The organism is Pseudomonas sp. NPDC087598, assembly GCF_044743525.1.
Lineage (GTDB): Bacteria > Pseudomonadota > Gammaproteobacteria > Pseudomonadales > Pseudomonadaceae > Aquipseudomonas.
Genome location: NZ_JBIUWQ010000026.1, coordinates 40,881 through 66,038, shown reverse-complemented (window position 1 = coordinate 66,038; position 25,158 = coordinate 40,881). Strand labels below are relative to the sequence as shown.

General features: G+C 58.6%; 29 protein-coding genes. 18 read left to right on the top strand and 11 right to left on the bottom strand.

What is annotated here, in order from left to right; genetic code table 11:
- Positions 1–33 precede the first annotated feature (33 nt).
- Entirely contained in the window at positions 34–480 is a 447-nt protein-coding gene (locus ACIOWE_RS15980; RefSeq protein ID WP_401393101.1) for a MarR family winged helix-turn-helix transcriptional regulator, read from the bottom strand.
- A gap of 82 nt (positions 481–562) precedes the next feature.
- Here ACIOWE_RS15980 and ACIOWE_RS15975 point away from each other — a divergent pair, with 82 nt between their 5' ends.
- Positions 563–1,729, top strand: coding sequence for a PLP-dependent aminotransferase family protein (locus ACIOWE_RS15975; RefSeq protein ID WP_401393098.1), 1,167 nt, complete (start codon positions 563–565; stop codon positions 1,727–1,729).
- Between the two features lie 167 nt (positions 1,730–1,896).
- On the opposite strand, the gene ACIOWE_RS15970 is transcribed toward ACIOWE_RS15975, so the two are convergent.
- The 3 genes from ACIOWE_RS15970 to ACIOWE_RS15960 all read right to left on the bottom strand — a co-directional run bounded on the left by ACIOWE_RS15970 (position 1,897) and on the right by ACIOWE_RS15960 (position 3,375).
- The gene (locus ACIOWE_RS15970) at positions 1,897–2,268 is read right to left on the bottom strand and encodes a glutathione S-transferase N-terminal domain-containing protein (protein WP_401393095.1); all 372 of its coding nucleotides are present in this window, start codon (positions 2,266–2,268) and stop codon (positions 1,897–1,899) included.
- A 101-nt stretch (positions 2,269–2,369) separates the two neighbouring features.
- Positions 2,370–2,915 (bottom strand): GTP cyclohydrolase I FolE, encoded by a 546-nt coding sequence (gene folE / locus ACIOWE_RS15965; RefSeq protein WP_010456659.1) that lies wholly within the window; start codon positions 2,913–2,915, stop codon positions 2,370–2,372.
- Between the two features lie 22 nt (positions 2,916–2,937).
- Positions 2,938–3,375, bottom strand: coding sequence for a hypothetical protein (locus tag ACIOWE_RS15960; protein WP_401393092.1), 438 nt, complete (start codon positions 3,373–3,375; stop codon positions 2,938–2,940).
- 264 nt (positions 3,376–3,639) lie between these two features.
- On the opposite strand from ACIOWE_RS15960, the gene ACIOWE_RS15955 reads away from it, so the two are divergent.
- Entirely contained in the window at positions 3,640–4,260 is a 621-nt protein-coding gene (locus ACIOWE_RS15955) for a hypothetical protein (RefSeq protein ID WP_401393089.1), read from the top strand.
- Between the two features lie 150 nt (positions 4,261–4,410).
- Here ACIOWE_RS15955 and ACIOWE_RS15950 read toward each other — a convergent pair whose 3' ends face one another.
- The 3 genes from ACIOWE_RS15950 to ACIOWE_RS15940 form a co-directional block, all read right to left on the bottom strand.
- On the bottom strand, positions 4,411–4,968 hold the full coding sequence (locus ACIOWE_RS15950) for a Smr/MutS family protein (RefSeq protein WP_401393086.1): 558 nt from the start codon (positions 4,966–4,968) through the stop codon (positions 4,411–4,413).
- Between the two features lie 74 nt (positions 4,969–5,042).
- A complete protein-coding gene (locus ACIOWE_RS15945; protein WP_201239387.1) occupies positions 5,043–5,363 on the bottom strand; it encodes a hypothetical protein in 321 nt (106 codons plus the stop codon).
- A gap of 141 nt (positions 5,364–5,504) precedes the next feature.
- Positions 5,505–6,095 (bottom strand): cysteine hydrolase family protein, encoded by a 591-nt coding sequence (locus ACIOWE_RS15940; protein WP_053118675.1) that lies wholly within the window; start codon positions 6,093–6,095, stop codon positions 5,505–5,507.
- Between the two features lie 239 nt (positions 6,096–6,334).
- Between ACIOWE_RS15940 and prmB the strand changes: the two genes are divergently transcribed.
- The gene (gene prmB / locus ACIOWE_RS15935) at positions 6,335–7,243 is read left to right on the top strand and encodes a 50S ribosomal protein L3 N(5)-glutamine methyltransferase (protein ID WP_401393082.1); all 909 of its coding nucleotides are present in this window, start codon (positions 6,335–6,337) and stop codon (positions 7,241–7,243) included.
- A 124-nt stretch (positions 7,244–7,367) separates the two neighbouring features.
- Here prmB and ACIOWE_RS15930 read toward each other — a convergent pair whose 3' ends face one another.
- Positions 7,368–8,159 (bottom strand): hypothetical protein, encoded by a 792-nt coding sequence (locus ACIOWE_RS15930; protein ID WP_401393079.1) that lies wholly within the window; start codon positions 8,157–8,159, stop codon positions 7,368–7,370.
- Between the two features lie 99 nt (positions 8,160–8,258).
- Positions 8,259–9,212 (bottom strand): alpha/beta hydrolase, encoded by a 954-nt coding sequence (locus tag ACIOWE_RS15925; protein ID WP_401393076.1) that lies wholly within the window; start codon positions 9,210–9,212, stop codon positions 8,259–8,261.
- A 130-nt stretch (positions 9,213–9,342) separates the two neighbouring features.
- Here ACIOWE_RS15925 and aroC point away from each other — a divergent pair, with 130 nt between their 5' ends.
- The 5 genes from aroC (at position 9,343) to mtnC (ending at position 13,565) form a co-directional block, all read left to right on the top strand.
- Entirely contained in the window at positions 9,343–10,434 is a 1,092-nt protein-coding gene (gene aroC, locus ACIOWE_RS15920; protein ID WP_401393073.1) for a chorismate synthase, read from the top strand.
- A 34-nt stretch (positions 10,435–10,468) separates the two neighbouring features.
- Complete coding sequence (locus ACIOWE_RS15915) at positions 10,469–11,614, top strand: MFS transporter (protein WP_201239392.1); 1,146 nt, start codon at positions 10,469–10,471, stop codon at positions 11,612–11,614.
- The gene (locus ACIOWE_RS15910) at positions 11,611–12,237 is read left to right on the top strand and encodes a methylthioribulose 1-phosphate dehydratase (protein WP_201239393.1); all 627 of its coding nucleotides are present in this window, start codon (positions 11,611–11,613) and stop codon (positions 12,235–12,237) included. Before ACIOWE_RS15915 ends, ACIOWE_RS15910 begins: the two co-directional genes overlap by 4 nt.
- A 94-nt stretch (positions 12,238–12,331) precedes the next feature.
- Positions 12,332–12,877 (top strand): acireductone dioxygenase, encoded by a 546-nt coding sequence (locus ACIOWE_RS15905; RefSeq protein WP_007914042.1) that lies wholly within the window; start codon positions 12,332–12,334, stop codon positions 12,875–12,877.
- A gap of 4 nt (positions 12,878–12,881) precedes the next feature.
- Positions 12,882–13,565: an acireductone synthase gene (gene mtnC, locus ACIOWE_RS15900; RefSeq protein ID WP_401393068.1), complete on the top strand. Its 684-nt coding sequence runs from the start codon at positions 12,882–12,884 to the stop codon at positions 13,563–13,565.
- 186 nt (positions 13,566–13,751) lie between these two features.
- Here the strand turns inward: mtnC and ACIOWE_RS15895 are convergent, their stop codons facing one another.
- Positions 13,752–14,030 (bottom strand): DUF3509 domain-containing protein, encoded by a 279-nt coding sequence (locus tag ACIOWE_RS15895; protein WP_129391315.1) that lies wholly within the window; start codon positions 14,028–14,030, stop codon positions 13,752–13,754.
- A gap of 381 nt (positions 14,031–14,411) precedes the next feature.
- Between ACIOWE_RS15895 and ACIOWE_RS15890 the strand changes: the two genes are divergently transcribed.
- The 10 genes from ACIOWE_RS15890 to ACIOWE_RS15845 all read left to right on the top strand — a co-directional run bounded on the left by ACIOWE_RS15890 (position 14,412) and on the right by ACIOWE_RS15845 (position 23,716).
- Positions 14,412–16,250 carry a long-chain-acyl-CoA synthetase gene (locus tag ACIOWE_RS15890; RefSeq protein ID WP_401393065.1) on the top strand — a complete coding sequence of 613 codons (1,839 nt, stop codon included), beginning with the start codon at positions 14,412–14,414 and terminating at the stop codon, positions 16,248–16,250.
- Between the two features lie 96 nt (positions 16,251–16,346).
- The gene (locus ACIOWE_RS15885; protein ID WP_401393061.1) at positions 16,347–16,865 is read left to right on the top strand and encodes an ankyrin repeat domain-containing protein; all 519 of its coding nucleotides are present in this window, start codon (positions 16,347–16,349) and stop codon (positions 16,863–16,865) included.
- A gap of 181 nt (positions 16,866–17,046) precedes the next feature.
- Entirely contained in the window at positions 17,047–17,577 is a 531-nt protein-coding gene (locus tag ACIOWE_RS15880) for a hypothetical protein (protein ID WP_401393058.1), read from the top strand.
- A 72-nt stretch (positions 17,578–17,649) separates the two neighbouring features.
- Complete coding sequence (locus ACIOWE_RS15875; protein WP_003223221.1) at positions 17,650–17,841, top strand: PLDc N-terminal domain-containing protein; 192 nt, start codon at positions 17,650–17,652, stop codon at positions 17,839–17,841.
- Between the two features lie 236 nt (positions 17,842–18,077).
- Positions 18,078–18,953: a polyamine aminopropyltransferase gene (gene speE, locus ACIOWE_RS15870; protein WP_401393055.1), complete on the top strand. Its 876-nt coding sequence runs from the start codon at positions 18,078–18,080 to the stop codon at positions 18,951–18,953.
- Positions 18,954–19,259: 306 nt separating this feature from the next.
- Positions 19,260–19,493 (top strand): hypothetical protein, encoded by a 234-nt coding sequence (locus ACIOWE_RS15865; RefSeq protein ID WP_401393053.1) that lies wholly within the window; start codon positions 19,260–19,262, stop codon positions 19,491–19,493.
- A 210-nt stretch (positions 19,494–19,703) separates the two neighbouring features.
- Entirely contained in the window at positions 19,704–20,051 is a 348-nt protein-coding gene (locus tag ACIOWE_RS15860; RefSeq protein WP_401393050.1) for a ribonuclease E inhibitor RraB, read from the top strand.
- A 486-nt stretch (positions 20,052–20,537) separates the two neighbouring features.
- On the top strand, positions 20,538–21,947 hold the full coding sequence (locus tag ACIOWE_RS15855) for a circularly permuted type 2 ATP-grasp protein (RefSeq protein WP_103303811.1): 1,410 nt from the start codon (positions 20,538–20,540) through the stop codon (positions 21,945–21,947).
- Positions 21,948–21,959: 12 nt separating this feature from the next.
- Complete coding sequence (locus ACIOWE_RS15850; RefSeq protein WP_201239400.1) at positions 21,960–22,910, top strand: alpha-E domain-containing protein; 951 nt, start codon at positions 21,960–21,962, stop codon at positions 22,908–22,910.
- A complete protein-coding gene (locus tag ACIOWE_RS15845; RefSeq protein WP_401393047.1) occupies positions 22,907–23,716 on the top strand; it encodes a transglutaminase domain-containing protein in 810 nt (269 codons plus the stop codon). Before ACIOWE_RS15850 ends, ACIOWE_RS15845 begins: the two co-directional genes overlap by 4 nt.
- Before the next feature lie 121 nt (positions 23,717–23,837).
- On the opposite strand, the gene ACIOWE_RS15840 is transcribed toward ACIOWE_RS15845, so the two are convergent.
- Complete coding sequence (locus tag ACIOWE_RS15840; RefSeq protein ID WP_401393125.1) at positions 23,838–24,659, bottom strand: c-type cytochrome; 822 nt, start codon at positions 24,657–24,659, stop codon at positions 23,838–23,840.
- Positions 24,660–25,158 lie beyond the last annotated feature (499 nt).

Here is a 25,158-nt window from a genome sequence, read left to right as displayed (position 1 = left end):
GGAGCTGGCTTGCCAGCGATGAGGCCAGATCAATCAGTCGAGAACTGTCTGACTGTTCCCCAGCGCCAGATTCACCGCCAACCAGCCATTCACCGCCGCTTCCCCAGCCTCGGCAAATACCCGCTCCAGCAGCTTCACCTGCTCACGCCGCAATGCCTGTTCAAACTTCGCCCCTTCAGCCGTCAATTCCAGCAGCCGTTTGCGCTTGTCGGCTTGCGACGCCACGCTCTCCACCAGATGCATTTCCTGTAACTGCCGCAACGGCATGTTCAGCGCCTGCTTGCTCACTCCGAGCAAGGCCAGCAACTCCTTGACGCTCAAATTTGGATACCGGGCGATGAAAAACACGATGCGTTGATGCACTCGGGACAAGCCCCGGCGCTCAAGCATTTCATCAGCCTTGGCAGTGAACGCCTGATAGCCGAAGAAAAACGCTTCCATGGCTTGTTGCTGACTGCTGGGATTTTTAAGGTCAAGCATGTTGACGTACTCGCTCAAGCTGTCGTAGTTTCAGTCAACAAGTTTGACTCATTTTTCATTCGCCTCGCTACCGGTGACCTCCATGGCTTTTTCCGAACGTGTCTCGCGCCTTAAAAGTTCTTTGATCCGTGAAATCCTCGCTGCGGCCCAGCGTCCGGAAGTGATGTCATTTGCGGGCGGGCTGCCCGCCGAAGCCATGCTGCCGAAAGTCGAATGGGCCGACATGCCGCTGTCCCTCGGTCAGTACGGCATGAGCGAGGGCGAACCGGCATTGCGCGAAGCGCTGGCAGCGGAGGCGAGGGCGCTAGGATTGGACTGTCAGGCGAGTCAGGTGCTGGTGGTCAGTGGTTCGCAGCAGACCCTCGATCTGGCGGCCAAGCTGTACATCGACAAGGGCACGAAAATCCTGCTCGAAGCGCCGACCTATCTCGCCGCGCTGCAGATTTTCCAGCTGTTCGGTGCCGATTGCCTGACCGTGCCGCAAGAGTCCGATGGCCCGAACCTGGCGCAATTGCGCAGTCGTCTGGAGCAGCATCGCCCGGCGTTCATCTACCTGATTCCGACGTTTCAAAACCCGTCCGCCGTGCGCTACAGCGAGGCCAAACGCGCAGCGGTGGCGGCGTTGCTCGATGAATTCGGCGTCACTTTGATCGAAGACGAGCCCTACCGCGAATTGACTTTCGACGGCGGCAGCGCCAAACCGATTGCCGGACGCTTGAAGAAATCCAGCTGGATCTACACCGGTACCGTGTCGAAAACCTTGTTGCCGGGTTTGCGTGTCGGCTACCTGATTGCCAGCCCTGACCTGTTTCCGCACCTGCTCAAACTCAAACAATCGGCGGATCTACACACCAATCGCATCGGCCAGTGGCAGGCCTTGCAGTGGATTGGCAGTGAGAAATATCAGCAGCATTTGAGTGAGCTGCGCGGTTTTTACCGTGAGCGGCGCGACGGCTTTCAAGCGGCGCTGGAGACGCACTTTGCCGATCTGGCCGATTGGAATGTGCCGCAGGGTGGGCTGTTTTTCTGGCTGACATTGAAGCAGCCGCTGGATACGCGGACATTGCTCAACCAAGCGTTGGCCAATGATGTGGCGTTCATGCCGGGTGAGCCGTTCTTTCCGGAGCCGGATAACCATCATGGGCATTTGCGTCTGAACTTCAGCCACATCGATCCGGCGCGGCTGGATGAGGGGCTCAAGCGACTGGCGGCGGTGGTTCGCCAGGCGCAGATAGAGAAAGCGGCCTGAAAAACAAATAAACCGGCTCGATGGCCGGTTTATTTTTGTCTGAGGTTTTTGGTGACTTAGCGGGCCTCATCGCTGGCAAGCCAGCTCCCACAATGATCTGTGTCGTTCACAAAACCTGTGGGAGCTGGCTTGCCAGCGATAGGGCCATCAGCCCCAATACAAAAACATCAGACCGCCGCGAACCGCTTATCCAGATAATCAATGATCACCTTGGATTCATACATCCAGGTCGTCTGCCCATTTTCTTCAATGCGCAGGCAAGGCACCTTGATCCGGCCGCCCTGTTCCAGCAGCGTCTGACGATCCTGTTCGTTGTTCTTCGCATCCTTCAGTGCCACCGGCACATTCAAGCGACGCAAGGTTCGGCGGGTTTTCACGCAGAACGGGCAGGCGTGGAACTGATAAAGGGTCAGATCCTTCGCCGCAGCGTCCACTTGGGCCTGGGCAGCGGCGGGGCGTTTTTTCTTGCCCGGACGGGTGAGGAAATCGATGAAGATGATCAGTTGGCCGAGGCCGACACGAAGCGCTTTGACGAACACGTTACAAGCCTCACAGGGACATTGAAGAAGGCGCGCAGCTTACCCGATTTTTCACGGGCGAAAAAAAACCGGCGATCAACGCCGGTTTTTTCTGTTGCGAGTTACTTGATGAGGCTGAGGAATTCGCTGCGAGTCGCTGCGTTTTCACGGAACTCACCGAGCATCACCGAGGTGATCATCGACGAATTCTGCTTTTCAACACCGCGCATCATCATGCACATGTGCTTGGCCTCGATCACCACGGCAACGCCCAGCGCGCCGGTGACCTGCTGAACAGCGTCGGCGATCTGGCGGCTGAGGTTTTCCTGAATCTGCAGGCGACGTGCATACATGTCGACAATGCGCGCTACCTTCGACAGGCCCAGCACTTTGCCGCTCGGGATATACGCGACGTGAGCCTTGCCGATGAACGGCAGCAGGTGGTGTTCGCACAACGAATACAGCTCGATGTCCTTGACCAGCACCATTTCGCTGTTGTCGGAGCTGAACAGGGCACCGTTGGTGACCTCTTCGAGCGTCTGTTCATAACCGCGGCAGAGGTACTGCATGGCTTTGGCGGCACGCTTCGGCGTGTCGAGCAGGCCCTCGCGGGAGACGTCCTCGCCCAATTGGCCGAGGATCGCGGTGTAATTCTGTTCCAGTGTCACAGGGGCTGATTCCATAAGGGTTTCAGAGGGGTACTGTTTCTGTCTGTACCAATTTTGTACCAATCAAGCTGTTTTCGAGCTTACCGAGTTCACCCCAGTCGGTGCTGGAATTGATCCATCGGGCGTAAGTCGATAGCAACATCTGAACGCTATGACCGAGCTGAGTGGCAATAAACGCAGGGTTCATACCCGCCATGAGGCACATGGTAGCGTATGTGTGTCGGCAGTTGTATGGCCGGCGGGCGCGAATCCCCAATTCCGTCAGTGCGGCCTGGAAGTGTTTGTCGGTCACACTCGACGGGTGAGTGAATTCAGGGTTCTTGGTTGGCGGGAACACGTAGGGCGATTCGGCGCGTTTGCGAGGGCTCCGCAGAAGCACCTCGGAACTAAAGAAAGCCAAACTGATTTCGTGAAGTAAATCTGTTCGGAGTTTATGCAATTCGTCCAGGGCGTTATCCATGAAGAAGACGTGGAAGAGTCGTTATCTCACGTAAGCGATTTATCGAGTAAAATCGCAAAAAAAGTTGATTGGTGATGTACCCGGAAAGGCCACAGGTCGACCTATACCCTGTAAGGAAGTTGAAAGCAGTTGGGTATCGAGGCTGAGCCTGGGCATTCCGAAGGCAAGAAGGCTTGATGGAAAGGTTCATTTAAAACGACGGCCCGAAAGGGCTTTTTGCATTACCGGGATGCGATTTTCGCACCTGTTAGCCAAAGGAAAATCATGGAAGGTTCAATCAATGATATGGCGTTCACAGAGCGTCGCCGCGTGCCTGTGAGAGCTTTACTGGGTGGAGTTGTATTCTTGGCGATGGCCATCCAGGGGTTCCGTATGGAGTCCAATGGAATCGCTGCGCTACTGCTAGTGTGTTCGGTATGGTACCTGGGCATGGCGTGGCTGAACCGGAACGCCGGTTCGCAAACTTTGATGATCCTCAAAGACAAGGGCATCTGGTTTTTCAATGCTGATGGGTTGGTCCCCTACACATCGATTGAAGCTACAGAGGTCGAATCGTATAGCGGGATAGCTCAGATGCAACTCAATACGGTACTTCATATCATTGCCGAAAAGGCTGACACCCTGCCGAACTTTAATGACAGCCGGTGGAAGATCTTTTTCAAAATGCCCAGTGCGCGTAAGGGTAAAGGCTTTCGTAAGCATCTTGTAGTGTTCAACTATGGTGGTCTGCGCGGCGAGGACGGCAAAAACGTCGACTATGACAACCTTGAAGAGGAACTTACCTACCGCATCGAAAAGGCCTACCAAGAGGAACATGAGCAGAGCAATTCAGTTTATGTGCCCTCATCGTCAGCAAACGATGCGCTGTCACCTGTCACTCATTGAAATCCGGTTATCGCGTCGAGCGCAGGCAGTGGGTGCAAAGCCGACTGCCTTAAGTTGAGGGAAAGGATCGCAGGATCGCCATGGCCCAGCCGTCAAACCGCTGGGCAGTGGTAGTAGATACGACGACCCTGCAAGTTCGGTGTAACCGGATTATTCGTCGCGACCTTCCATCATGGTGCGTTTAAGCATCACGTAAACCGCGCCGGCACCACCATGTTTCGCCTGGCACGAGCAGAAACCCAGTACCTGCGCGTGCTGGCGTAACCAGGTGTTGACGTGGCTTTTGATCATCGGCCGCTTGCCGTCAAGGCGCACCGCCTTGCCGTGGGTGACGCGTACACAGCGAATTTCGAACTTGGTCGCTTCAGCGAGAAACGCCCAAAGGGTTTCCCGGGCCTTTTCGACGCTCATGCCGTGTAGGTCGAGGCTGCCTTCGAACGGAATCTGACCGACCTTGAGCTTGCGCATCTGGCTTTCCTGCACCCCGTCGCGGGACCACATCAACTCATCTTCCGGGCCGACGTCGATCACGAACTGATCGGACAGACCGTCAACGGTGGTGGCATCGGTGCGCACGGTGGCGGACTGGCGCAGCTTGGCGATCCGGGCGCGGTCAGCCTTGGGTTTGCCGGTCTCGGCGCGGTCGTGCTTGATCGGCTTGACGCCTTGGATCGCACTTTTGAACAGGGAAAAATCGTCGTCTTGCATGTCAGCCTCCGCGAAGGGCGGCCAGTTTACCCAAGTCGAAACAAAACGGCCCGGCAAAAAGCCAGGCCGGTGATTCAGTCGTGTTTTTTCATCAGGTGCGGGGACATGTTCAGTTCCCGCGATTGCCGTGCGCGACGGCGGCAGCGACGCCACAGGGCGACACCGAAATACAGAAACAACAAACCGACCGCCAGAATAATCGCCGAACCCATCGGCGTGGCATTCAAGTCGCCGAGTGCCGGTGGGTGCCCGAGCAGGCTGGCGGCTCCGGCCATCGCCAGCAGTACGCCGAACGTCGCCAGAATGGCGGCGATCGCCGCGCCGAAACGAAAACGCCAATTGCTTTGGCCTTTGGGCCGCAAGCGGCGTGCGTCAAATCCATCGGATAACTTCATTCCGACCTTCCTCAATGGGTATCGGCCCTTCGACCGGGAGTTGACCGTGTTGTTCCTGAGGCTATGGCATTTGCGGCAAATGAGAGGACTTTGCGGATGAGCGGCGCAGTGAGCCGCTCATTCGTGCTTGATCTGAATGGATCAGATCAGATCTTGAGTCAGTGCGAGGGTGGCGAAGTTGTCGGCCATGATCGCCATTTCGGCTTCCTGCACGAGTTCGGCACTGAGCACGCGACCCTTGAAGGGCAGGTCACGTGTGGCGCAGGCGTCTTCAACCAGGGTGCAACGGAAACCGAGGTTTTTCGCCGCGCGTACGGTGGTGCTGACGCTGGAGTGGCTCATGAAGCCGCAGACGATCAGGTCCAGCGAGCCAAGGTTTTGTAGACGATCGAGCAACTCGGTGCCATGAAAAGCGCTCGGCAGCAATTTGCCGATGATGGTTTCGTCTCCCTGCGGTTCGAGGCCGGGGATGAACTCACCGCGTTCACCCTGCGGGTCGAACAGGCCACCGACGGTGCCGAGGTGGCGCACGTGCACGATCGGCCGACCGGCTGCGCGGGCTGCGGCAACCACTTGTTTGATGTTCGCGACAGCCGCGTCCATACCGCTCAGGGCCAGCGGGCCGCTGAGATATTCTTTCTGGGCATCGATGATGACCACGGTGGCATGGCTCAACGTGGCCGCTGCGTAACCGCGACCGCTGAGTTGAAACATCGTTTTTGGAACGGACATTCTGGGGCTCCTTGGGGTGGGGCTTTTGCGACATTGTCCTCTGGCTGAGCGGTTCTGTGAATCGCTACCATCGTAGGCACCGTCGTTACTGGCCTGCAGCCTTGTCAAGTTACACGTTCTGTTCAATAGCTGTCGCATAAAACAGAAAGCTCCTACTGTCGCGCCGGTATTTTTCCTGCGTCGTCGTGGCGCGTTTTGGCTGGTAGAATCGCCAGTCGTTTTTTCTGGAGTTCTGCCCCGTGATCACTTCCCGACTTCGTACCCTGCGCGACCACATCCGTTGGGCCGTCAGCCGCTTCCATGGGGAGGATCTGTTTTTCGGCCATGGCACCGACAATGCCTGGGACGAAGCCCGGCAGTTGGTGCTAGGTGCATTGCACCTGCCATGGGAAATCGCCGACAGCTACCTCGACTGCGCGCTGGAAGACGACGAGCTGGTCAACCTGCAGCGCCTGCTCAAACGCCGCATCGAAGAGCGCATTCCGACCGCTTACCTGTTGGGCGAAGCTTGGTTCTGCGGCATGTCGTTCATTGTCGACGATCGTGTGTTGATTCCGCGTTCGCCGATTGGCGAGCTGATCGAAAACCGCTTTGCACCGTGGATTGGCACCGAGCCTGCGCGAATTCTTGATCTGTGCACCGGCTCAGGCTGTATCGGTATCGCCTGCGCCTACGAGTTCCAGAACGCCGAAGTGGTGCTGGCTGATCTGTCGTTCGAAGCGCTGGAAGTGGCTAATCAAAATATCGAGCGCCACGGTGTCGATGAGCGTGTGTACACCGTGCAGGGCGATGGTTTTGATGGTCTGCCGGGACAGCGTTTCGACCTGATCGTGTCGAACCCGCCCTACGTCGATGCGGAAGATTTCGCCGACATGCCGGATGAATATCAACACGAACCCGAGTTGGGTCTGGCCTGCGGTGACGATGGTCTGAACCTGGTTCGGCGGATGCTGGCTGAAGCGGCGGATCACCTGACCGAGAAGGGCTTGCTGATTGTCGAGGTGGGCAACAGCCAGGTGCACGTTGACGCGCTGTACCCGGAAGTCGACTTCGCCTGGCTCGAATTCGAGCGCGGCGGACATGGCGTGTTCATGCTGACAGCGGAGCAGTGCCGCGACCACCAGGCCCTGTTCGCCTCCCGCGTCTGACCCTTAAAAGCATCGCGGGCAAGCCCGCTCCCACAGGTTCCATGTGTACCGCAACATCTGGGTACGACACAAAACCTGTGGGAGCGTGGCTTGCCCGCGATGGGGACGCCTCGGTCTCAATGTATTACCGGTGCGTAGCAATCCAGATCAACAACCCCGCCTGAAACACCGCAAACGCTACCAAACAGGTAATCGTAAAGCGCAATCCAGCGTCTTCCCGCTTGAACTTGCTGACTTTATCTTCCTGCTTCTTCAGCTTCACTTCCTGCTCAGCCAGGTTCTGCTCGGCCTGCTGGAGCATCTGCGCTGCTTCAAGAATCTCGACGATCTGCAGCTTCTCGCTGTTCCAGTCACCGAGCAGATCACCGACCAGTACGTCTTTGATGCTGCCCTTCAAATGCTGGGCATCGGCGTAAACCACATCAAAGCCATGCACGCGCAAAAAATGATCGCGACGCAGGCGAGTGTCTTCGTTCAGCGCGTCCTTGTTGTTCAAGTCCATGCCGTCGACGGTGTAGGTGGGCCAGCGCTTCTTCGCCCAGTTGATGCCTTGCGCGGCGACGAAACGGCCGATGCCACGGTTCAACGGTTCGATCTGCAAGCCGCTGTCCGGCCCGAAATGCACACGTTTGGTGGTGTGGTCGGCCCATACATCGAGATGGTTCTGTTCTTTGCGCACCCGCTGGCTCGGCAATTTGATCGCCATGCGCATCAGGCTGTGTTCTTTGCTGTGGCGCTCGGCGTAACCGAACTCGACAAAACGCAGCGGCCGTCCACCGGTGTGGCGGTCGGTTTGCAGCGGGGCCAGGCGGAGCATCTTGTGGTGCTCGACGTGGACATCCGCCCACGGCAGCTCGACCGCTGGCGGTGCGTCTTTTTCAGCGGTGGTGTCGGGTGAAGTCTGGGTATCAGTCATAACGGCGAGATCCTGTCCAAGCCCTGCTTGTCGCCAGCCGAGACGCTGGCGACAAAGGCTTATCGGCCGTTTCCTGCAAGACTAGAGGGCAAACACCGTTTAACGGGTGCGAAGTCCGTCAATAAACTCGATGATTTGCGAACCGAGTTCTGCCGCCAGTGGCAAATTCGGGTCCTTGTAGGAGGCCAATTGCCGCTTCATGTCGTTGTGCACGATGCGCATCACGTGGTTCATGCCTTCGATCACCACCAGTTTGGCGTCCGGTTTGGCAGCCTTGAGCAGCTTCGCGTCTTCGGTGCCGACCTGAATGTCGTTAGTGCCCTGGACGATCAGTGCCGGCATCTGCAATTGCGCGAAGGCTTTAGCCGGATCCTGACGGAACAATGAAATCAGATACGGCTGCACGCTCGGGCGGAAAATCACCTGCAACGGCGCCGGCACGTTGTCGTCGGTATGACCGGCCTTGAGGCTGTCGAGCAATTCATTACTGCGCAACATCAGTGCTGGTGGCAGGCTGCGGGCCAGTTGCTCGCGGATTACCTGATCGACCGGGCGGGCACTGCCGGACAGGGAAATCACCGCCGCCGCATCGAGTTTTGGCGCGGCGAGGCTGGCGATCAGTGCGCCTTCACTGTGGCCAAGCACGATCAGTTTGCCGAAACGCGGATCACCCTTGAGCTTTTGTCCCCAGGCCACCGCGTCGGCCGCATAGGCTTCCACCGACAGATTGCGCTCGTCCGGCGTGGCCGCGAGGCTGGCGGCCACACCGCGCTTGTCGTAACGCACGCTGGCGATGTTGTGTTTGGCCAGCACCCACGCCAGCCGTTTCAGGCTGTCATTGCGCCCGCCGTCGGGGTTGTTTCCGTCACGATCCGTAGGGCCGGAGCCAGAAATAATCAGGACAACCGGTACCGGGTTGTCGGATTTTGGCAGCAACAGCGAGCCGAAAAGTTCGCCCGTGCCGGTATCCAAAGATACCGGGCGCTGTAGGACTGTCGCCTGGGCAAAGCCAGTAAAGAGGGTAAGACTCAAGATCAAAACTCGCAGCATCATCACGCCATCATTCGCCAAGGTGCCGGTTGGACTCACCAGTACCACTAAGGTTCGAGGATGAACTACTCGGTTAGCCTGCGTATACTGGCGCGCATCACGAATTTGGGTTTGATTTCACGGAGCGTCCTGCATGTCCGGCAATACCTACGGCAAGTTGTTCACTGTCACCACCGCTGGCGAAAGCCATGGTCCGGCGTTGGTCGCCATTGTCGACGGCTGCCCGCCGGGCCTGGAGATTTCCCTCGAAGACCTGCAGCGCGACCTTGATCGCCGCAAGCCGGGCACCAGCCGTCATACCACCCAGCGCCAGGAAGCCGACGAAGTCGAAATCCTTTCTGGAGTGTTCGAAGGGCGCACCACCGGTTGCTCGATCGGCCTGCTGATCCGCAACACCGACCAGAAGTCCAAGGACTACTCGGCAATCAAGGATCTGTTCCGTCCGGCGCATGCCGACTACACCTACCACCACAAATACGGCGAGCGCGACTACCGTGGCGGCGGCCGTAGTTCGGCGCGTGAGACTGCTATGCGTGTCGCGGCCGGTGCGATTGCGAAGAAATTTCTGGCCACTCAAGGCATCGTCATTCGCGGCTACATGAGCCAGCTCGGGCCGATCGAAATCCCGTTCAAGACCTGGGATTCGGTCGAAGAAAACGCCTTCTTCAGCCCGGATCCGGACAAAGTCCCGGAACTGGAAGCCTACATGGACCAGTTGCGCCGCGATCAAGACTCGGTCGGGGCGAAGATCACCGTAGTTGCCGAAGGCGTGATGCCGGGCCTTGGCGAGCCGATTTTCGACCGTCTCGATGCCGAACTGGCCCATGCGCTGATGAGCATCAATGCCGTCAAAGGCGTGGAAATCGGCGCCGGTTTCGCCTGCGTTGCTCAGCGCGGCACCGAGCATCGCGATGAAATGACCCCGCAAGGTTTCCTCAGCAACAATGCCGGCGGCATCCTCGGCGGCATCTCGTCCGGTCAGCCAATCGTTGCGCACCTGGCGTTGAAACCGACGTCGAGCATCACCACCCCGGGCCGTTCGATCGACATCCACGGCAACCCGGTCGACGTGATCACCAAGGGCCGCCACGATCCGTGCGTGGGTATCCGCGCCACGCCGATTGCCGAAGCGATGATGGCGATTGTGCTGATGGATCATCTGCTGCGTCACCGTGGCCAGAACGCCGATGTGCGCGTGAGCACGCCGGTGCTGGGTCAACTTTAATGGCAGGCCTCAAAGCCGTCGCGGCATAACCGGCGTGGCGGCGCTCCCTTACTGGCGACTGTCCAGTTTCTATTTGTTCTATTTCGCCTTGCTCGGGTCGACAGCGCCGTTTCTGGCGCTGTACTTCGATCACCTCGGATTCAGTCCCGCGCGCATCGGCGAACTCGTCGCCATTCCGATGCTGATGCGCTGCGTGGCGCCGAACATCTGGGGCTGGCTCGGCGACTACACCGGCAAACGCCTGGCCATCGTGCGCTTCGGTGCGGTGTGTACATTGCTGACCTTCTCGCTGATTTTCGTCAGCAAGACCTACGCCTGGCTAGCAATGGTCATGGCGCTGCACGCGTTCTTCTGGCACGCGGTGCTGCCGCAGTTCGAAGTCATCACCCTCGCGCATTTGCAGGGCCAGACTTCTCGTTACAGCCAGATCCGTCTGTGGGGTTCGATCGGATTCATCATCACCGTGGTCGTGCTCGGTCGTCTGTTCGAATGGCTCAGTCTCGATATCTACCCGGCGGCGCTGGTGCTGATCATGGCCGGCATTGTCCTTAGCAGTCTGTGGGTGCCGAACGCGCAACCGCCGCAAGGCAATCGGCCGAGCGGCGAGGGCTTTCTCAAACAACTGCGCAGCCCTGGCGTGCTGGCGTTTTACGGCTGCGTTGCGCTGATGCAGATGAGCCACGGCCCGTATTACACCTTTTTGACCCTGCACCTTGAACGACTCGGCTACACGCGCGGCACGATCGGCATGCTCTGGGCCGTGGGTGTCGTCGCCGAAGTGCTGATGTTCATGGCAATGAGCCGGATTCTTGCGCGGTTTTCCCTGCGCCGGGTGCTGATGGCGAGTTTTCTGCTGGCGGCCCTGCGCTGGTTGCTGCTAGGTTCGTTCGCCGAGTTCCTGTGGGTGCTGTTGTTCGCGCAGATTCTCCACGCGGCGACCTTCGGCAGTTTTCACGCCGCGGCCATCGCCTTCGTGCAACGTAGTTTTGGTGCACGCCAGCAAGGTCAGGGCCAGGCGCTGTACGCAGCCTTGGCCGGCACCGGCGGCGCGCTCGGTGCGTTGTATTCCGGCTACAGCTGGAACGCCCTCGGCGCGACATTGACCTTTAGTATTGCCAGTCTCGCGGCGCTCGCTGCTGCCGTTATCATTGCCACACGTATGCAAGAGGACAGGCCATGAGCCTTACGCGTGAACAACTCGCCCAGCAAATCGTCGACGCCGGGCGTTTTCTCTACGGTCGCGGCTGGTCGCCGGCCACCAGCAGCAATTATTCGACGCGCCTGTCGGCCAGCGAAGCGTTGCTGACCGTGTCGGGCAAGCACAAGGGCCAGTTGGGTCTGGATGATGTGCTCGCCACGGACTTGTCGGGCAACAGCCTGGAGCCGGGCAAAAAACCATCCGCCGAAACCCTGTTGCACACCCAGCTCTACAGCTGGCGCACGGAAATCGGCGCCGTGCTGCACACCCATTCGGTCAACGCCACGGTGCTGTCGCGCCTGACCCCGGAAGATTTTATTGAGTTCGAAGACTACGAACTGCAAAAAGCCTTCAGCGGCATTTCGACCCACGAATCCCGGGTGCGTGTGCCGATTTTCGACAACGACCAGGACATTGCGCGCCTCGCCGCCAAGGTGCAGCCTTGGCTCGACGCCCATCCTGATTGTGTCGGTTACCTGATTCGCGGCCACGGCCTCTACACCTGGGGCGCGCAGATGAATGACGCGCTGCGCCAGATCGAGGCTTTCGAATTTCTGTTTGAATGCGAGTTGAAAACCCGCAGCGTCATGAACCGCCAAGGCTGACTTCACCAGAAGTAGCCCATTTGCCTGATGAAATGCTGTGCCCGACCGGTCTGCAAGAACCGGAAGGCAAGGCCGATACCGAGGAATTGCCCCAATGAGCAGCCTGTCCGTCTATCACGTTTCCAGCCCTGACATTCCGAACAAGGTGCTGACCCATTTCGAAGACATCGCCTCGACCCTGGCCGAGCAGGGCGTGCGTTTCGACCGCTGGCAAGCCGCCGCGAAGATCCAGCCGGGTGCCACTCAGGAAGAAGTGATCAGCGCTTATAAAGAGCAGATCGACAAGCTGATGACCGAACGCGGCTACATCACCGTCGACGTCATCAGCCTCAACAGCGACCACCCGCAAAAAGCCGAACTGCGCGCCAAGTTCCTTGAGGAACACCGGCATGGCGAAGACGAAGTACGCTTTTTCGTCGCTGGCCGTGGGCTGTTTACCCTGCACATCGACGATTACGTCTACGCCGTGCTCTGCGAAAAGAACGACCTGATCTCCGTACCCGCCGGCACCAAGCACTGGTTCGACATGGGTGAGCATCCGCATTTCGTGGCGATCCGACTGTTCAACAACCCGGAAGGTTGGGTTGCCAACTTCACTGGCGAAGACATCGCCGGTCGCTTCCCACGTCTGGAGGACTGAGCCGATGTCGATCAAAGCCATCGTCACCGACATCGAAGGCACCACCAGCGCGGTGAGTTTTGTCTTCGACGTGCTGTTTCCCTACGCGGCCAAACACCTGCCGGATTTCGTCCGGCAGAATGCCGAACGCGCCGATGTTGCCGAGCAACTCGACGCCGTGCGCCGTGACAGCAATGCACCGCAGGCTGATGTTGAACGGGTTGTTGAAGTTCTCTTGAGCTGGATCGAGGAAGATCGCAAAGCCACGCCGCTCAAGGCCTTGCAGGGCATGGTCTGGGCGCAGGGTTATCACGCCGGGCAGTTGAAGGGGCATGTTTACCCGGATGCTGTTGAAGCACTGCGACGCTGGCATGCCGCGGGTTATCAACTGTTTGTGTACTCGTCCGGCTCGATCCAGGCGCAGAAGCTGATTTTCGGCTGCTCCGAGGCGGGTGATCTGACGCCGTTGTTCAGCGGTTACTTCGACACCACGTCGGGGCCCAAGCGTGAGGCGCAGTCCTACACGAATATTCAACAGGCGATCGGTGTTGAAGCGGGGGAGATTCTGTTCCTGTCGGACATCGTCGAAGAACTCGATGCCGCTCAATCGGCCGGCCTGCAAACCTGCGGTCTGGCGCGCGAGGGCGGGGAACTGGCGGGACATGTCACCGTCGACAGCTTCACCGGAATCGAACCGGAAGCCTTCTAGCCTCACTCGATCTAATGTGGGAGCGAACCTGCTCGCGAAAGCGTCCGATCAGCCAACCTTGTCAGTGGCTGACACACCGCATTCGCGAGCAGGCTCGCTCCCACAGGGTTTTGTGTTAGCCGCAAAATATAAACAGGCCGTGAATCGCATGCTCCACGGCCTGTTTTGTTTAAAGCGTTTTAAAAATTACAACGAGTGATACGTCGGCAGGGCAAACCGCTGCTGGCTTTGCAGCATTGCGATTTGCGGCAACTCGCTGGCCTGTTCGGCCAGGTCACGACGGATCGCGCTGATCGCCCATGACAGTTGATCGCCAGCATGCAATTGCTGATAAGTCAGGGCGCGCTTGAACACTTTGCCGTCGCTGCTGCGCAGGGTCAGCAGAATCCCGCCATCGGGACGTGGCGCAGTGGTGACTTCGAAGTTGGAGAACAGGGAGGTAAATTTTTCTTGGATCAGGCTCATGTTTTTCAGCTCCGTATGCACTTGAATGGCAAGCATGCAGAGGAGGTTGCAGCGATTGTGCCAGCATTTGAAAATAATAAAGTCGTTATAAATCAATAGTTTAAGAAATATCGAAATTCAGGGTGTCGTGCAATCTGCATGAATGGCCATCGTGCATCCTGCATTTTGCGGGATCGTTGTCGATTCAACGGAACCAATCGCCTACCCGGGGATCGCTGTAGCCCTCGCTTGATCAGCGGATACAAAACATTGCAAAAACCGCGTGTACAGCTTGAGAAGCGCTGACGTATTTTCGGACTCGACCCTCGCTCAAAAAGCGTCGGCAGTTTCAGCCCGACAATAAAAAACCGACCACACGTCAAGGTCGAACGGGGAGCTTCCATGAGTCACGCGCCAAGCGACACCATTACCTGGGGCATGATGCTCCGCAAACTGCCGATGATTGCCAAAGCCATCCCGCGGGTGGTCAAGGGCATGAAGGTGGCCAACGTCACGGATCCGACCCAAAGCTGTGGCCTTGGCTGGACATTCGAACAAGCGACCCTGCGCAATCCACAAGGCCCGGCGTTATTGCAGGGCGATGTGATGCTGACCTATGCGCAGGTCAACCAATGGGCCAACCGCATCGCGCATTATCTGAACGGGCAGGGCATCGGCAAAGGCGATGTGGTGGCGGTGTTTATCGAGAATCGCCCGGAATTGCTGGTGACCATTCTGGCGCTGGCCAAGGTCGGAGCGGTCAGCGCCTTGCTCAACACCTCGCAGACGCGCGACACACTGATCCACAGTGTGAATCTGGTGGCACCTGTGGCGATTGTCGTCGGCGAAGAATTGATCTCCGCGTTTGCGGCGGTGCGCGAGCAAGTATCGATTGCCGCGCAACGTACCTGGTTCGTGGCCGATCAGGACACCTACAGCCATCCGGGCATTGCGCCCGAAGGCTACGTCAATCTGATCAGCGCCAGTGCCGACGCCGCCAGCGACAATCCGCCGAGCAGCCAGCAAGTGTTCTTCGACGACCCGTGTTTCTACATTTACACCTCGGGCACCACGGGCCTGCCGAAAGCCGGCGTGTTCAAACACGGCCGCTGGATGCGCAGTTCCGCCAGCTTCGGCATGATCGCGCTCAACATGGGCCCCGACGACGTCGTTTATTGCACTTTGCCGCTGTACCACGCCACCGGTCTTTGCGTGTGCTGGGGCTCGGCGATCAACGGCGCTTCAGGCTTCGCGATCCGCCGTAAATTCAGCGCCAGCCAGTTCTGGAGCGACGTGCGCCGCTACCGTGCGACCACCATCGGTTACGTCGGCGAGTTGTGTCGTTATCTGGTCGATCAACCGGCCAGCGCCGATGACAACCGTCACGACGTGCGCAAGATGATTGGCAACGGTTTGCGTCCTGGTGCCTGGGCCGAGTTCAAGACGCGCTTCGCTGTCGACCATATCTGCGAGCTGTACGCGGCGAGCGACGGCAACATTGGCTTCACCAACATTCTCAATTTCGACAACACCATTGGTTTCTCGCTGATGGCCTGGGAGTTGGTGGCTTACGACCATGACAGTGGCGAGCCGCTGCGCAGCGACGACGGCTTTATGCGCAAGGTTGGCAAGGGCGAACAGGGCCTGTTGCTGGCGCGGATCGACGAGAAGGCGCCGCTGGACGGCTACACCGATCCGCAGAAAACCGCCAAAGTCGTGTTGCACGACGTGTTTACCAAGGGTGATCGCTTTTTCAACACCGGCGATCTGCTGCGCAACATCGGTTTCGGTCACGCGCAATTTGTTGATCGACTCGGCGACACCTACCGCTGGAAGGGTGAAAACGTCTCGACCACTGAAGTCGAAAACCTCTTGTTGCAACACCCACACATCTCCGAGGCGGTGGCCTATGGCGTGGAAATCCGTAATACCAATGGTCGGGCAGGGATGGCGGCGATCACACCGGCGGAATCCCTCGCGACGCTGGATTTTGCCGAGCTACTGATGTTTATCCGTGAGCGCATGCCTGCCTATGCAGTGCCGTTGTTCCTGCGGGTCAAGGTGAAAATGGAAACCACCGGCACCTTCAAGTACCAGAAGACGCGCCTGAAAAACGAAGGCTTCGACCCCGGCCAGACGGGCGATGATCCGATCTACGCGTGGCTGCCCGGTACGCACACCTACGTGCGCGTGACGGATGAGTTGTTGGCGGAAATCGATCAAGGCAAGCATCGCTATTGATTCTGGCTATGAGTGTTCTTGAGAAAAAGGGGGTGACAGCTATCGTCTTGCTCGGGAAACTGTCGGCTTCCGATAGACCGAAAGTGGAGTTGCCCCATGTCCGACCAAAGCCGCCAGATGACCCCTGAGGAAGCTGCCGAATTCACCGAGCAGGTTTTCAACAAGGCGCGCGACGGTGATGCCGAGATGCTTGATCGCCTGGTCACGGCTGGGCTGCCAGTGAACCTGAAGAACAGCAAGGGCGACACCTTGCTGATGTTGGCCAGCTATTACGGCCATGTGGATGCGGTCCAGGTGCTGCTTAAACACAAGGCCGATCCGGAAATGCGCAACGGCAACGGCCAGAGCCCGATTGCCGGTGCGGCGTTCAAGGGCGACCTGGCGGTGGTCACGGCGCTGGTCGAGGCGGGCGCCGAGATCGAAGGTTCGTCGTTTGATGGTCGTACCGCGCTGATGATGGCGGCGATGTTCAACCGCGTGGCAATCGTTGAATACCTGATCAGCAAGGGCGCAGACCCGAAAGCCAAGGACGCCAATGGCGTCACCGCGTTGGATGCGGCCCGGACCATGGGCGCAGTCGACACGACGGCACAACTGGAAAAACTCCTCGCCTGAGATTGGTAATTCCCTGTGGCGAGGGCGCTTGCTCCCGCTCCAGTGCGTAGCGCTGGCAAGTTTTTAGGCCCGCTACGCAGCCCAGCGGGAGCAAGCTCCCTCGCCACAGGTGTCGGGTGTGCTGAAGAATGCGCTATCCTTTGCGCCCTCGAAATTCACCTTCGCCACAGGATCCGCCCTCATGAAAGCCGCACTCGTCGAACTCATCAGCAAAATCAGCTCAGGCTGCATGGGCGAGGACGAGATCCTGAAAGTGGCCGATGAAGCCGCACAAGCCTACGCCGATGCCGATGCTTTTCTGACAGCCAATCCGGACATCAACTACGACGACACCTTCCCGATCCCGTTGGGCGAGTGGGTCGTGGTCGGCAGCCTGCCAGAAACCGTGCTGTTCCAGGCTGACACCTATGTCGATCTGTTCGCGCAGATCGTCGCCTCGTTCGGTCCGACCGTCGACTTCAACCTCAAGTCCAAGCAACTGGCCAAGACCGAAGCCCTGACGGCCCTCAACCGCATCCAGGTGCAGATGAGCAGCCTGAACAAGGAAAACGGCGGCTACACGCTGATGAACTTCAGCCAGTTGCTCGACGATGAGCTGCAAATGGTGCTGGTCTACGGCAACGACGTGCCACGGGTGCTGGAGTTGTGCGCCGAAGTCGGCATCGCCGCTGCGCCATCGCTGGAAGCCTTGAAGGTCGCCGTTCACGTCTGAGCGCAATAAAAGGGAACCCTGCGCGCGACCGTCTATCCTAAAAGTGCATGCCACTATTTCTGGAGCGACACCATGGGTTCCACGTTCAACGGTCTGATTGGCCTGATCATTCTTGCCCTCGACATCTGGGCCATCATCAACGTGCTGAAGAGCGGCGCCGAGACCGGGATGAAAATCCTCTGGGTACTGCTGATCATCCTCCTGCCGGTGCTGGGCCTGATCATCTGGGCGATTGCCGGACCGCGGGGCAACGTGCGGATCTGATCTGATAGCACTGCATTTACCCCCTGTAGGAGTGAGCCTGCTCGCGATAGCGTTTTTTCAGTCACTGATTCATTGGCTGTGGAATAGCTATCGCGAGCAGGCTCACTCCTACAAGGGATTGTGGTCGGCAGATGACGTGAGGTTCGACCTGTCATCTTCGGCAACGTAGAATGCGCGCCTTTCCCGGGCAATCGTCTTCACGATCGAAGCCCGCGCATTCATCGGAGCACTTCACCATGACCGTCACCAAGACCAGCGAGTACCTGGAAACCCTCTACGAAGGCTACGGCCAGCGTTTTCGCATGGAAAAACTGCTGCACGAAGTGCGCACCGAACACCAGCACCTGGTGATTTTCCAGAACCCGCGCATGGGCCGTGTGATGGCGCTGGACGGCGTGATCCAGACCACTGAAGCCGACGAATTCATCTACCACGAAATGCTCACCCACGTACCGATCCTCGCCCATGGCTCCGCCAAGCGCGTGTTGATCATCGGCGGTGGTGACGGCGGCATGCTGCGTGAAGTCGCCAAGCACGGCAGTGTCGAGCACATCACCATGGTCGAGATCGATGGCACCGTGGTCGACATGTGCAAGGAATTCCTGCCGAACCACTCCAAGGGCGCCTACGACGACCCGCGTCTGAATCTGGTGATCGACGACGGCATGCGTTTCGTCGCCACCACCACGGAAAAATTCGACGTGATCATCTCCGACTCCACCGACCCGATCGGCCCGGGCGAGGTGCTGTTCTCGGAAAACTTCTACCAGGCCTGCCACCGTTGCCTGAACGAAGGCGGCATCCTCGTGACCCAGAACGGCACGCCGTTCATGCAGATCGACGAAGTCAAAACCACTGCCGGTCGCCTGCGCAGCCTGTTCCCGGACTGGCATTTCTACCAGGCCGCCGTACCGACCTACATCGGCGGTTCGATGACGTTTGCCTGGGGTTCGACCAACCCGGCCTACCGCAAACTGAGCCGTGAAGTCCTGCAACAGCGCTTCATTGGCAGCGGCATCGTCACTCGCTATTACAACCCGGAAATCCACATCGGCGCGTTCGCGCTGCCGCAGTACGTGCTGCAAGCGGTCAACAAGCCAAGTAACGACTGATTGCCCCGCGAGCTCCCCAGTGAGGGAGCTCTTGTGGTGAGGGGATTTATCCACGTTGGAATGCGCAGCGTCCCCAGAATCAGCTCCCGCGGTCTCCTGATACACCGCGGTGGCTGATTTCACGACTGCTGCGCAGCCGAACGGGGATAAATCCCCTCACCACAAAAGCACGCTCCCCACTTTGCTGCCTGCACCCAAGATGTCGTTTTTTTCATCTTCGCTCGTTGTAATCCTTTTGAACCAACTTTCGGCGTACCAGTCGATTTAGGTGTAAGCCCATTTGCGGGTTTGATCGAGGAGGCACCGATGCAAAAGTGGAAAGTCACTTTCGTGGATGACCATGGTGAAATTGTCGATGAGGTCTTCGAGCGTGCCGAATGCCCCAGTGACGATGAGGCTGCTCGACTGATCAAGGAACGGCTCCTGCCTGTCGCCGCCGAACTGGACCTGAACGATCTGGACGGCCGAACTCCCGATGCCGGCGTGAAAAGCCTGAAAACCCAGAACAGCATCGAAATCCGCAGCATCACGCCAATTTGAAATTCTTCCTGTCACTTGAAACACCAGGCCTTGGCAGCGGCTCTATCTTGGGGCTACTCTGCAAGCGAGATCAGCGAACGGATCGCTAAGGTCTGGTCTTGTCAGCTACATGCTTGTTTCCCGCGCGCAACCACGTTGCCGTAGTACTTAGGCCAAAGGCCCGGGGCGGGAATACGGAAAGTCTATCCATCTATCCGAGGGGGACGATTCATGAGCACAGCCTATCAAGAAGACATCAGCAGCAATGTTCTGCGCCGCATGAAAGAAGGCGGTTTCGACTTTTCCCGATTCCATCCCATCGAGTTCTACGCCATTTTCCCGGACGAGGACCGGGCGCGCAGGGCAGCAGGCAAATTTCGTGGTGAATCCATCAATGCCCAGGTCAGCGTGCGCGACGATGGCGCGTGGTCTCTGGAGTTGAGCAAAGTGATGTACGCGACATATGACGACATCGGCGATTTCGAGCAGGGGTTTTCTGCTGTGGTCGAACCGCTGGGCGGCATCATCGAGGGTTGGGGCGTCAAGCAGGAGGTGCGCAATCGCCACCGTTTGAACTGATCTCTTGCAGTAACTGTTGAGCAACGGCTGACCTTTGGGTTGGCCGTTGTTGTTTCCGGCGTCCGGAAACCGCGTAGCAAAACCCTGAAACAAGAATCCAGGGCAAAAAAAAGCCACCGGAGAGGGTGGCTAAAAGGGAAGACCGATAAGGAGAGGAAACCGGTCAGGGTTACAGCGGGGCGGGCTGCGACGGCAGTCCAGAGCAGTTGAGCCGAGTACCTCGTGGCGCGGTGGCCGATGAAGTTTTGCAGCGAATGCGCGGATTATCCGCAGCCGATGGCGAGCAGTGAAATCAACTCTGACTATGCTGGTGATAGGCGATGCAGTGCGTCGCAATGAAGCGGGGGCAATCAGGTTGGGGCATTTGCCGCACAGGAATGGTGCGGCGCCTGCGGCGTGAATATCCAACCGATTGAAATCAAAGCGTTTATGCCGATGGCACGGGCCTTGCGAAGGCCTGTATGTCCGGGTGACAAGGAGTACGGCATGATCCGCACCTATTTTGATGAGATGTACGATGCCGGCGGCCAGGTCCGCCCGCATTACCGGGAGTTCGCCCGATGGCTGGCCGACACGCCTGACGAGCTGCTGGCGCAACGGCGGCGCGAGGCTGATTTGCTGTTCCATCGTGCCGGCATCACCTTCACGCTCTACGGCGACGAGCAGGGCACCGAGCGCCTGATTCCTTTCGACACCATTCCGCGCAGCATTCCCGCCAGTGAATGGCGAATCGTCGAACGCGGCTGCATCCAACGGGTCAAGGCGCTGAACATGTTCCTCGCCGACCTTTATCACGAGCAGCGCATCATCAAGGCCGGGATCATTCCCGCCGAACAGGTGCTGGCCAACGAGCAGTATCAGTTGGCGATGCAAGGCCTGGATCTGCACCGCGATATCTATTCGCATATTTCCGGCGTCGATCTGGTGCGCGATGGTGACGGCACCTATTACGTGCTCGAAGACAATCTGCGTACGCCGAGCGGTGTCAGCTACATGCTCGAAGACCGCAAGATGATGATGCGCCTGTTCCCGGAGCTGTTCGCCGCGCAGCGCATCGCGCCCATCGACCATTATCCGAACCTGTTGCTCGACACGCTGAAAAGCTCCAGCCCCATCGATGACCCGAGCGTGGTCGTGTTGACGCCGGGACGTTTCAACAGTGCATTCTTCGAACACGCTTTTCTGGCGCGGGAGATGGGCGTGGAACTGGTGGAGGGCGCGGACCTGTTCGTGCGTGACGACAAAGTCTTCATGCGCACCACCGACGGCCCGAAAGCGGTGGACGTGATCTATCGCCGTCTCGATGACGCGTTTCTCGATCCGCTGGCGTTCAATCCGGACTCGATGCTCGGTGTGCCGGGGCTGCTGTCGTCCTACCGCTCCGGCAATGTGGTGTTGGCTAACGCCATTGGTACCGGCGTGGCGGACGATAAATCGGTGTATCCGTTTGTCACCGACATGATCCGTTTTTACCTCGACGAAGAGCCGATCCTGAAGAACGTGCCGACCTGGCAATGCCGCAATCCGTCTGAACTTTCCCATGTGCTGGCCAATCTTCCGGATCTGGTGGTCAAGGAAACCCAGGGTTCCGGCGGTTACGGGATGCTCGTCGGACCAGCAGCAACGACGGCGGAAATCGATGCGTTCCGCGAGCGGATCAAAGCCAAGCCGCACGCCTACATCGCGCAACCGACGCTGTCGCTGTCGACCTGTCCGACCTTTGTCGAAAACGGCATTGCGCCGCGCCACATCGACTTGCGCCCGTTTGTCTTGTCGGGTCGCGAAACCCGGGTGGTGCCCGGCGGTTTGACCCGTGTCGCCCTGCGCGAAGGCTCCCTGGTGGTGAATTCCTCACAGGGCGGCGGAACCAAGGACACCTGGGTGGTCGAGGATTGAAGGAAGCTTGCCATGTTAAGTAGAACTGCCTCGGATCTGTATTGGATGTCGCGTTACCTGGAGCGGGCGGAAAACCTCGCACGGATGCTCGACGTCAGTTATTCGCTGTCGCTGATGCCGCAGGACGGTCGCGGCGATGGTCTGCACGAATTGGCCATGCCGTTGTTGATCACCGGCACCCTCGACGATTACCTCGAGCGTCACGGCGAACTGCACGCCGAACGCCTGCTGCATTTCTTCGCTCTCGATGCGGCCAATCCGGCGAGCATCTACAGCTGCCTCGGCGCGGCGCGGGCCAGTGCACACGCGGTGCGCGGCCGGATCACCGCAGACATGTGGGAAAACATCAACGCCACGTGGCTGGAGATTCGCGGGATCGCCGAACAGGGCTTGAGCCGCTATGGCATGAGCCGTTTCTGTGAATGGATCAAGGAGCGCTCACACCTGTTCCGTGGTGCCTCTTACGGCACGATCATGCGCAACGATGCGTTTCGCTTTATTCGTCTGGGCACGTTTATCGAGCGCGCCGACAACACCTTGCGCCTGCTCGATGCCCGTTACGAGATGGCTGGCGATCAGGCCGAGGCGGTCAGTGACGGCACCGCTCATGCCTACTATCAATGGAGTGCCTTGCTGCGGGCCTTGTCATCATTTGAGGCCTACACCGAAATCTATCGCGATGCGCCGGGTGCCCGGCATGTTGCCGAGTTGCTGCTGTTGCGCGCCGATGTACCGCGCTCGCTGCGCGCCTGTACCGAAGAAATCGACCAGATTCTCGCGCAGTTGCCTGGGGCCAACGGTCGGCCGGCACAGCGACTGGCGGCAGAAATGGACGCGCGCCTGCGCTACACCGGCATTCACGAAATCCTCGAAGAAGGCCTGCACGCCTGGCTCACCGAATTCATTCCGCTGGTGCGCCAGTTGGGCAACGCCATTCACAGTTCATATCTGGAGGCTGCATGAGACTTTCCATAAGCCACGAGACCACCTATCACTACGAAGATCAGGTGCGGGCGAGCATCCAGTATCTGCGACTGACGCCTCACGACAGCGAGCGCCAGCACGTGCTGAGCTGGCAGCTCGACCTGCCGCGTCCGGTGCGCGCGCAACTCGATCCGTTCGGCAACATTCTGCACGTGCTGACCATGGATGAGCCGCACGAAGCGATCATCATCGGCGCCCGGGGGCAAGTCGATATCGACGAGTTGCGCGAGGCCGAACATGAGAGCCAGTCGGCGCTGCCATTCCTGCGCTTCACCCGTCTGACCGAGGCCGACGAAGCCCTGCGCGCGTTTGCGGCAAAATCCTGCAAGCAACGGCGTGACCGTACTGCGCTGATCGATTTGATGCACAGTCTGAATCAGCACATGACCTACACGCCGGGCTCGACCGAAGTCGACACCAGCGCGGCCGAGGCGTTTGCCGGGCGTGCCGGGGTTTGCCAGGACCACGCCCACGCGTTTCTGGCCTGCGCGCGCAGTCTGGGTATTCCATCGCGTTATGTGTCGGGGTATCTGTACAGCGAAGATTGCGAACATCTGGCCAGCCATGCCTGGGCGGAAGCGTGGCTGGATGACGCCTGGTACAGCTTCGACGTGACCAATGAACTGGCCCGGCCGGAACGACATTTGAAACTGGCGGTGGGTCTGGACTATCTCGACGCCTGCCCGGTGCGCGGCATGCGCAGGGGCGGCGGGTGCGAACAGATGCATGCAAAGGTCTTCGTCTCGCCGACACCTGCGCCGATCATCTCCGTGCAGCAGCAATAAGATTCGGGATGCCGTAATCGCTGGCAAGCCAGCTCCCACAGGATCACCGCTGATTCGAAGTCGGCGCTACCCTGTGGGAGCTGGCTTGCCAGCGATGAGGTCAGTGATAACGATGCAAGGATCAGGGCTTAACTTTGCGCCCGGCCATGTGTTTCAAATATCCCACCAACATCTCCAGATCCCCATCCGCCAACACCTCGGCAGAAAACCCCGGCATCTTCGCCTGTGGCCACTGCCGCAAACTTTGCGGATCACGAATGTAGCGCTTGAGGAAATCCGCGCCGAAATACTCGGTCGGGTTATACGGAATATTCAGATCCGGCCCGAATTGCGCATCTCCCGCGCCATTCAATCGATGACACGCCAAGCAATTTTTCTGAAACAACGCAAACCCCAGATTCACCGGGTCATCAGCCTTCAACGCCGGATCTGGCAGCAGGGCAGGGAAGCGCTCGGCCACTGGCGCCATGCGTTTGATGCTGGCGACTTCGAATGGCCATTGTTCCGGGCTGATCTTGTCGATCTGGGGATCGGTCCACACCAGATAAAACGGTCCGGCGCTGTGTTTGCCTTCCGACAGCGGCGGCCACGGCTTGGCCGGATCTTCAATGGCCAGCCACGCCCTCGAGCCTTGAGTGTTGAGCAGCGGCGCAGCACTCAATTCGGCGGCAAAACCGTCCAGCGCCACGGCCTGCAGGTGATCTTCGGGATTGATTCCAGCCAGTAACGCCGCCAATGGCACGGCGCGATAAGTCATGTCCTTCTTGTAGGACACGTCGTTCTTGATCGTGAGGGTTTGCACCTGAGGATGCTTTAACAGCTCCTCGGTCTGCCAGGTGCGACTCTTTGCGCCCAACTGCAAATCCAGTTGTGCGGCAGACAGGGGCATGCTCAGCAGCAAGGCCCCGAATACAATGAGCGCTTTCAAATGATCGCCGTCCATGTCGTGGAAGTGCGCAAAGATTGGCACAGCCACGCTGGCCCGGGTAGCGGGCCAGTCACATATTCAGTGGCGATAGACAGCACCTGCCGCTTGATTCAGCCAATGACCTTGGTCAGATTCGGCAAAATCAACAACAGCGTCGTGGCGAAAAGAATGAGCCCTGCTTGACGAACTTTCGGTTGTTTGAACATGGCTTGACCGCCTTTATTGTTATTTCCTGATGCTTGCCTGCATATCCATGACGGCAAGCGCTGCACTTCCTGTTAAAGAACGCCTGCCTCGGCAAAACCCGACGACCATGACGTACATGTTCTACCTTAGGGCCCGCGTCACGCTTGGCTTAGATCCATTTCATATGGAGCCGTCGTAGTTCGCGATAAAAAAGGCATGAGGCGTATTGCCAGCTTCTTTGCCGCCCGCTTGCTAGACAACTCGCCGACCTGAACCGGTTCACCAAGCGTCTGATGACCGTCCGTCTGAGCGTGTGCGTCAACACCAT

Bases quoted from the DNA above. Each gene is read 5' to 3' on its own strand.
- ACIOWE_RS15980 (WP_401393101.1), bottom strand. From the start codon at position 480: ATGCTTGACCTTAAAAATCCCAGCAGTCAGCAACAAGCCATGGAAGCG.
- ACIOWE_RS15975 (WP_401393098.1), top strand. From the start codon at position 563: ATGGCTTTTTCCGAACGTGTCTCGCGCCTTAAAAGTTCTTTGATCCGT.
- ACIOWE_RS15960 (WP_401393092.1), bottom strand. From the start codon at position 3,375: ATGGATAACGCCCTGGACGAATTGCATAAACTCCGAACAGATTTACTT.
- ACIOWE_RS15955 (WP_401393089.1), top strand. From the start codon at position 3,640: ATGGAAGGTTCAATCAATGATATGGCGTTCACAGAGCGTCGCCGCGTG.
- ACIOWE_RS15950 (WP_401393086.1), bottom strand. From the start codon at position 4,968: ATGCAAGACGACGATTTTTCCCTGTTCAAAAGTGCGATCCAAGGCGTC.
- ACIOWE_RS15945 (WP_201239387.1), bottom strand. From the start codon at position 5,363: ATGAAGTTATCCGATGGATTTGACGCACGCCGCTTGCGGCCCAAAGGC.
- ACIOWE_RS15940 (WP_053118675.1), bottom strand. From the start codon at position 6,095: ATGTCCGTTCCAAAAACGATGTTTCAACTCAGCGGTCGCGGTTACGCA.
- ACIOWE_RS15930 (WP_401393079.1), bottom strand. From the start codon at position 8,159: ATGACTGATACCCAGACTTCACCCGACACCACCGCTGAAAAAGACGCA.
- ACIOWE_RS15925 (WP_401393076.1), bottom strand. From the start codon at position 9,212: ATGATGCTGCGAGTTTTGATCTTGAGTCTTACCCTCTTTACTGGCTTT.
- aroC (WP_401393073.1), top strand. From the start codon at position 9,343: ATGTCCGGCAATACCTACGGCAAGTTGTTCACTGTCACCACCGCTGGC.
- ACIOWE_RS15910 (WP_201239393.1), top strand. From the start codon at position 11,611: ATGAGCCTTACGCGTGAACAACTCGCCCAGCAAATCGTCGACGCCGGG.
- ACIOWE_RS15905 (WP_007914042.1), top strand. From the start codon at position 12,332: ATGAGCAGCCTGTCCGTCTATCACGTTTCCAGCCCTGACATTCCGAAC.
- mtnC (WP_401393068.1), top strand. From the start codon at position 12,882: ATGTCGATCAAAGCCATCGTCACCGACATCGAAGGCACCACCAGCGCG.
- ACIOWE_RS15895 (WP_129391315.1), bottom strand. From the start codon at position 14,030: ATGAGCCTGATCCAAGAAAAATTTACCTCCCTGTTCTCCAACTTCGAA.
- ACIOWE_RS15890 (WP_401393065.1), top strand. From the start codon at position 14,412: ATGAGTCACGCGCCAAGCGACACCATTACCTGGGGCATGATGCTCCGC.
- ACIOWE_RS15885 (WP_401393061.1), top strand. From the start codon at position 16,347: ATGTCCGACCAAAGCCGCCAGATGACCCCTGAGGAAGCTGCCGAATTC.
- ACIOWE_RS15880 (WP_401393058.1), top strand. From the start codon at position 17,047: ATGAAAGCCGCACTCGTCGAACTCATCAGCAAAATCAGCTCAGGCTGC.
- ACIOWE_RS15875 (WP_003223221.1), top strand. From the start codon at position 17,650: ATGGGTTCCACGTTCAACGGTCTGATTGGCCTGATCATTCTTGCCCTC.
- speE (WP_401393055.1), top strand. From the start codon at position 18,078: ATGACCGTCACCAAGACCAGCGAGTACCTGGAAACCCTCTACGAAGGC.
- ACIOWE_RS15865 (WP_401393053.1), top strand. From the start codon at position 19,260: ATGCAAAAGTGGAAAGTCACTTTCGTGGATGACCATGGTGAAATTGTC.
- ACIOWE_RS15860 (WP_401393050.1), top strand. From the start codon at position 19,704: ATGAGCACAGCCTATCAAGAAGACATCAGCAGCAATGTTCTGCGCCGC.
- ACIOWE_RS15855 (WP_103303811.1), top strand. From the start codon at position 20,538: ATGATCCGCACCTATTTTGATGAGATGTACGATGCCGGCGGCCAGGTC.
- ACIOWE_RS15850 (WP_201239400.1), top strand. From the start codon at position 21,960: ATGTTAAGTAGAACTGCCTCGGATCTGTATTGGATGTCGCGTTACCTG.
- ACIOWE_RS15845 (WP_401393047.1), top strand. From the start codon at position 22,907: ATGAGACTTTCCATAAGCCACGAGACCACCTATCACTACGAAGATCAG.
- ACIOWE_RS15840 (WP_401393125.1), bottom strand. From the start codon at position 24,659: ATGGACGGCGATCATTTGAAAGCGCTCATTGTATTCGGGGCCTTGCTG.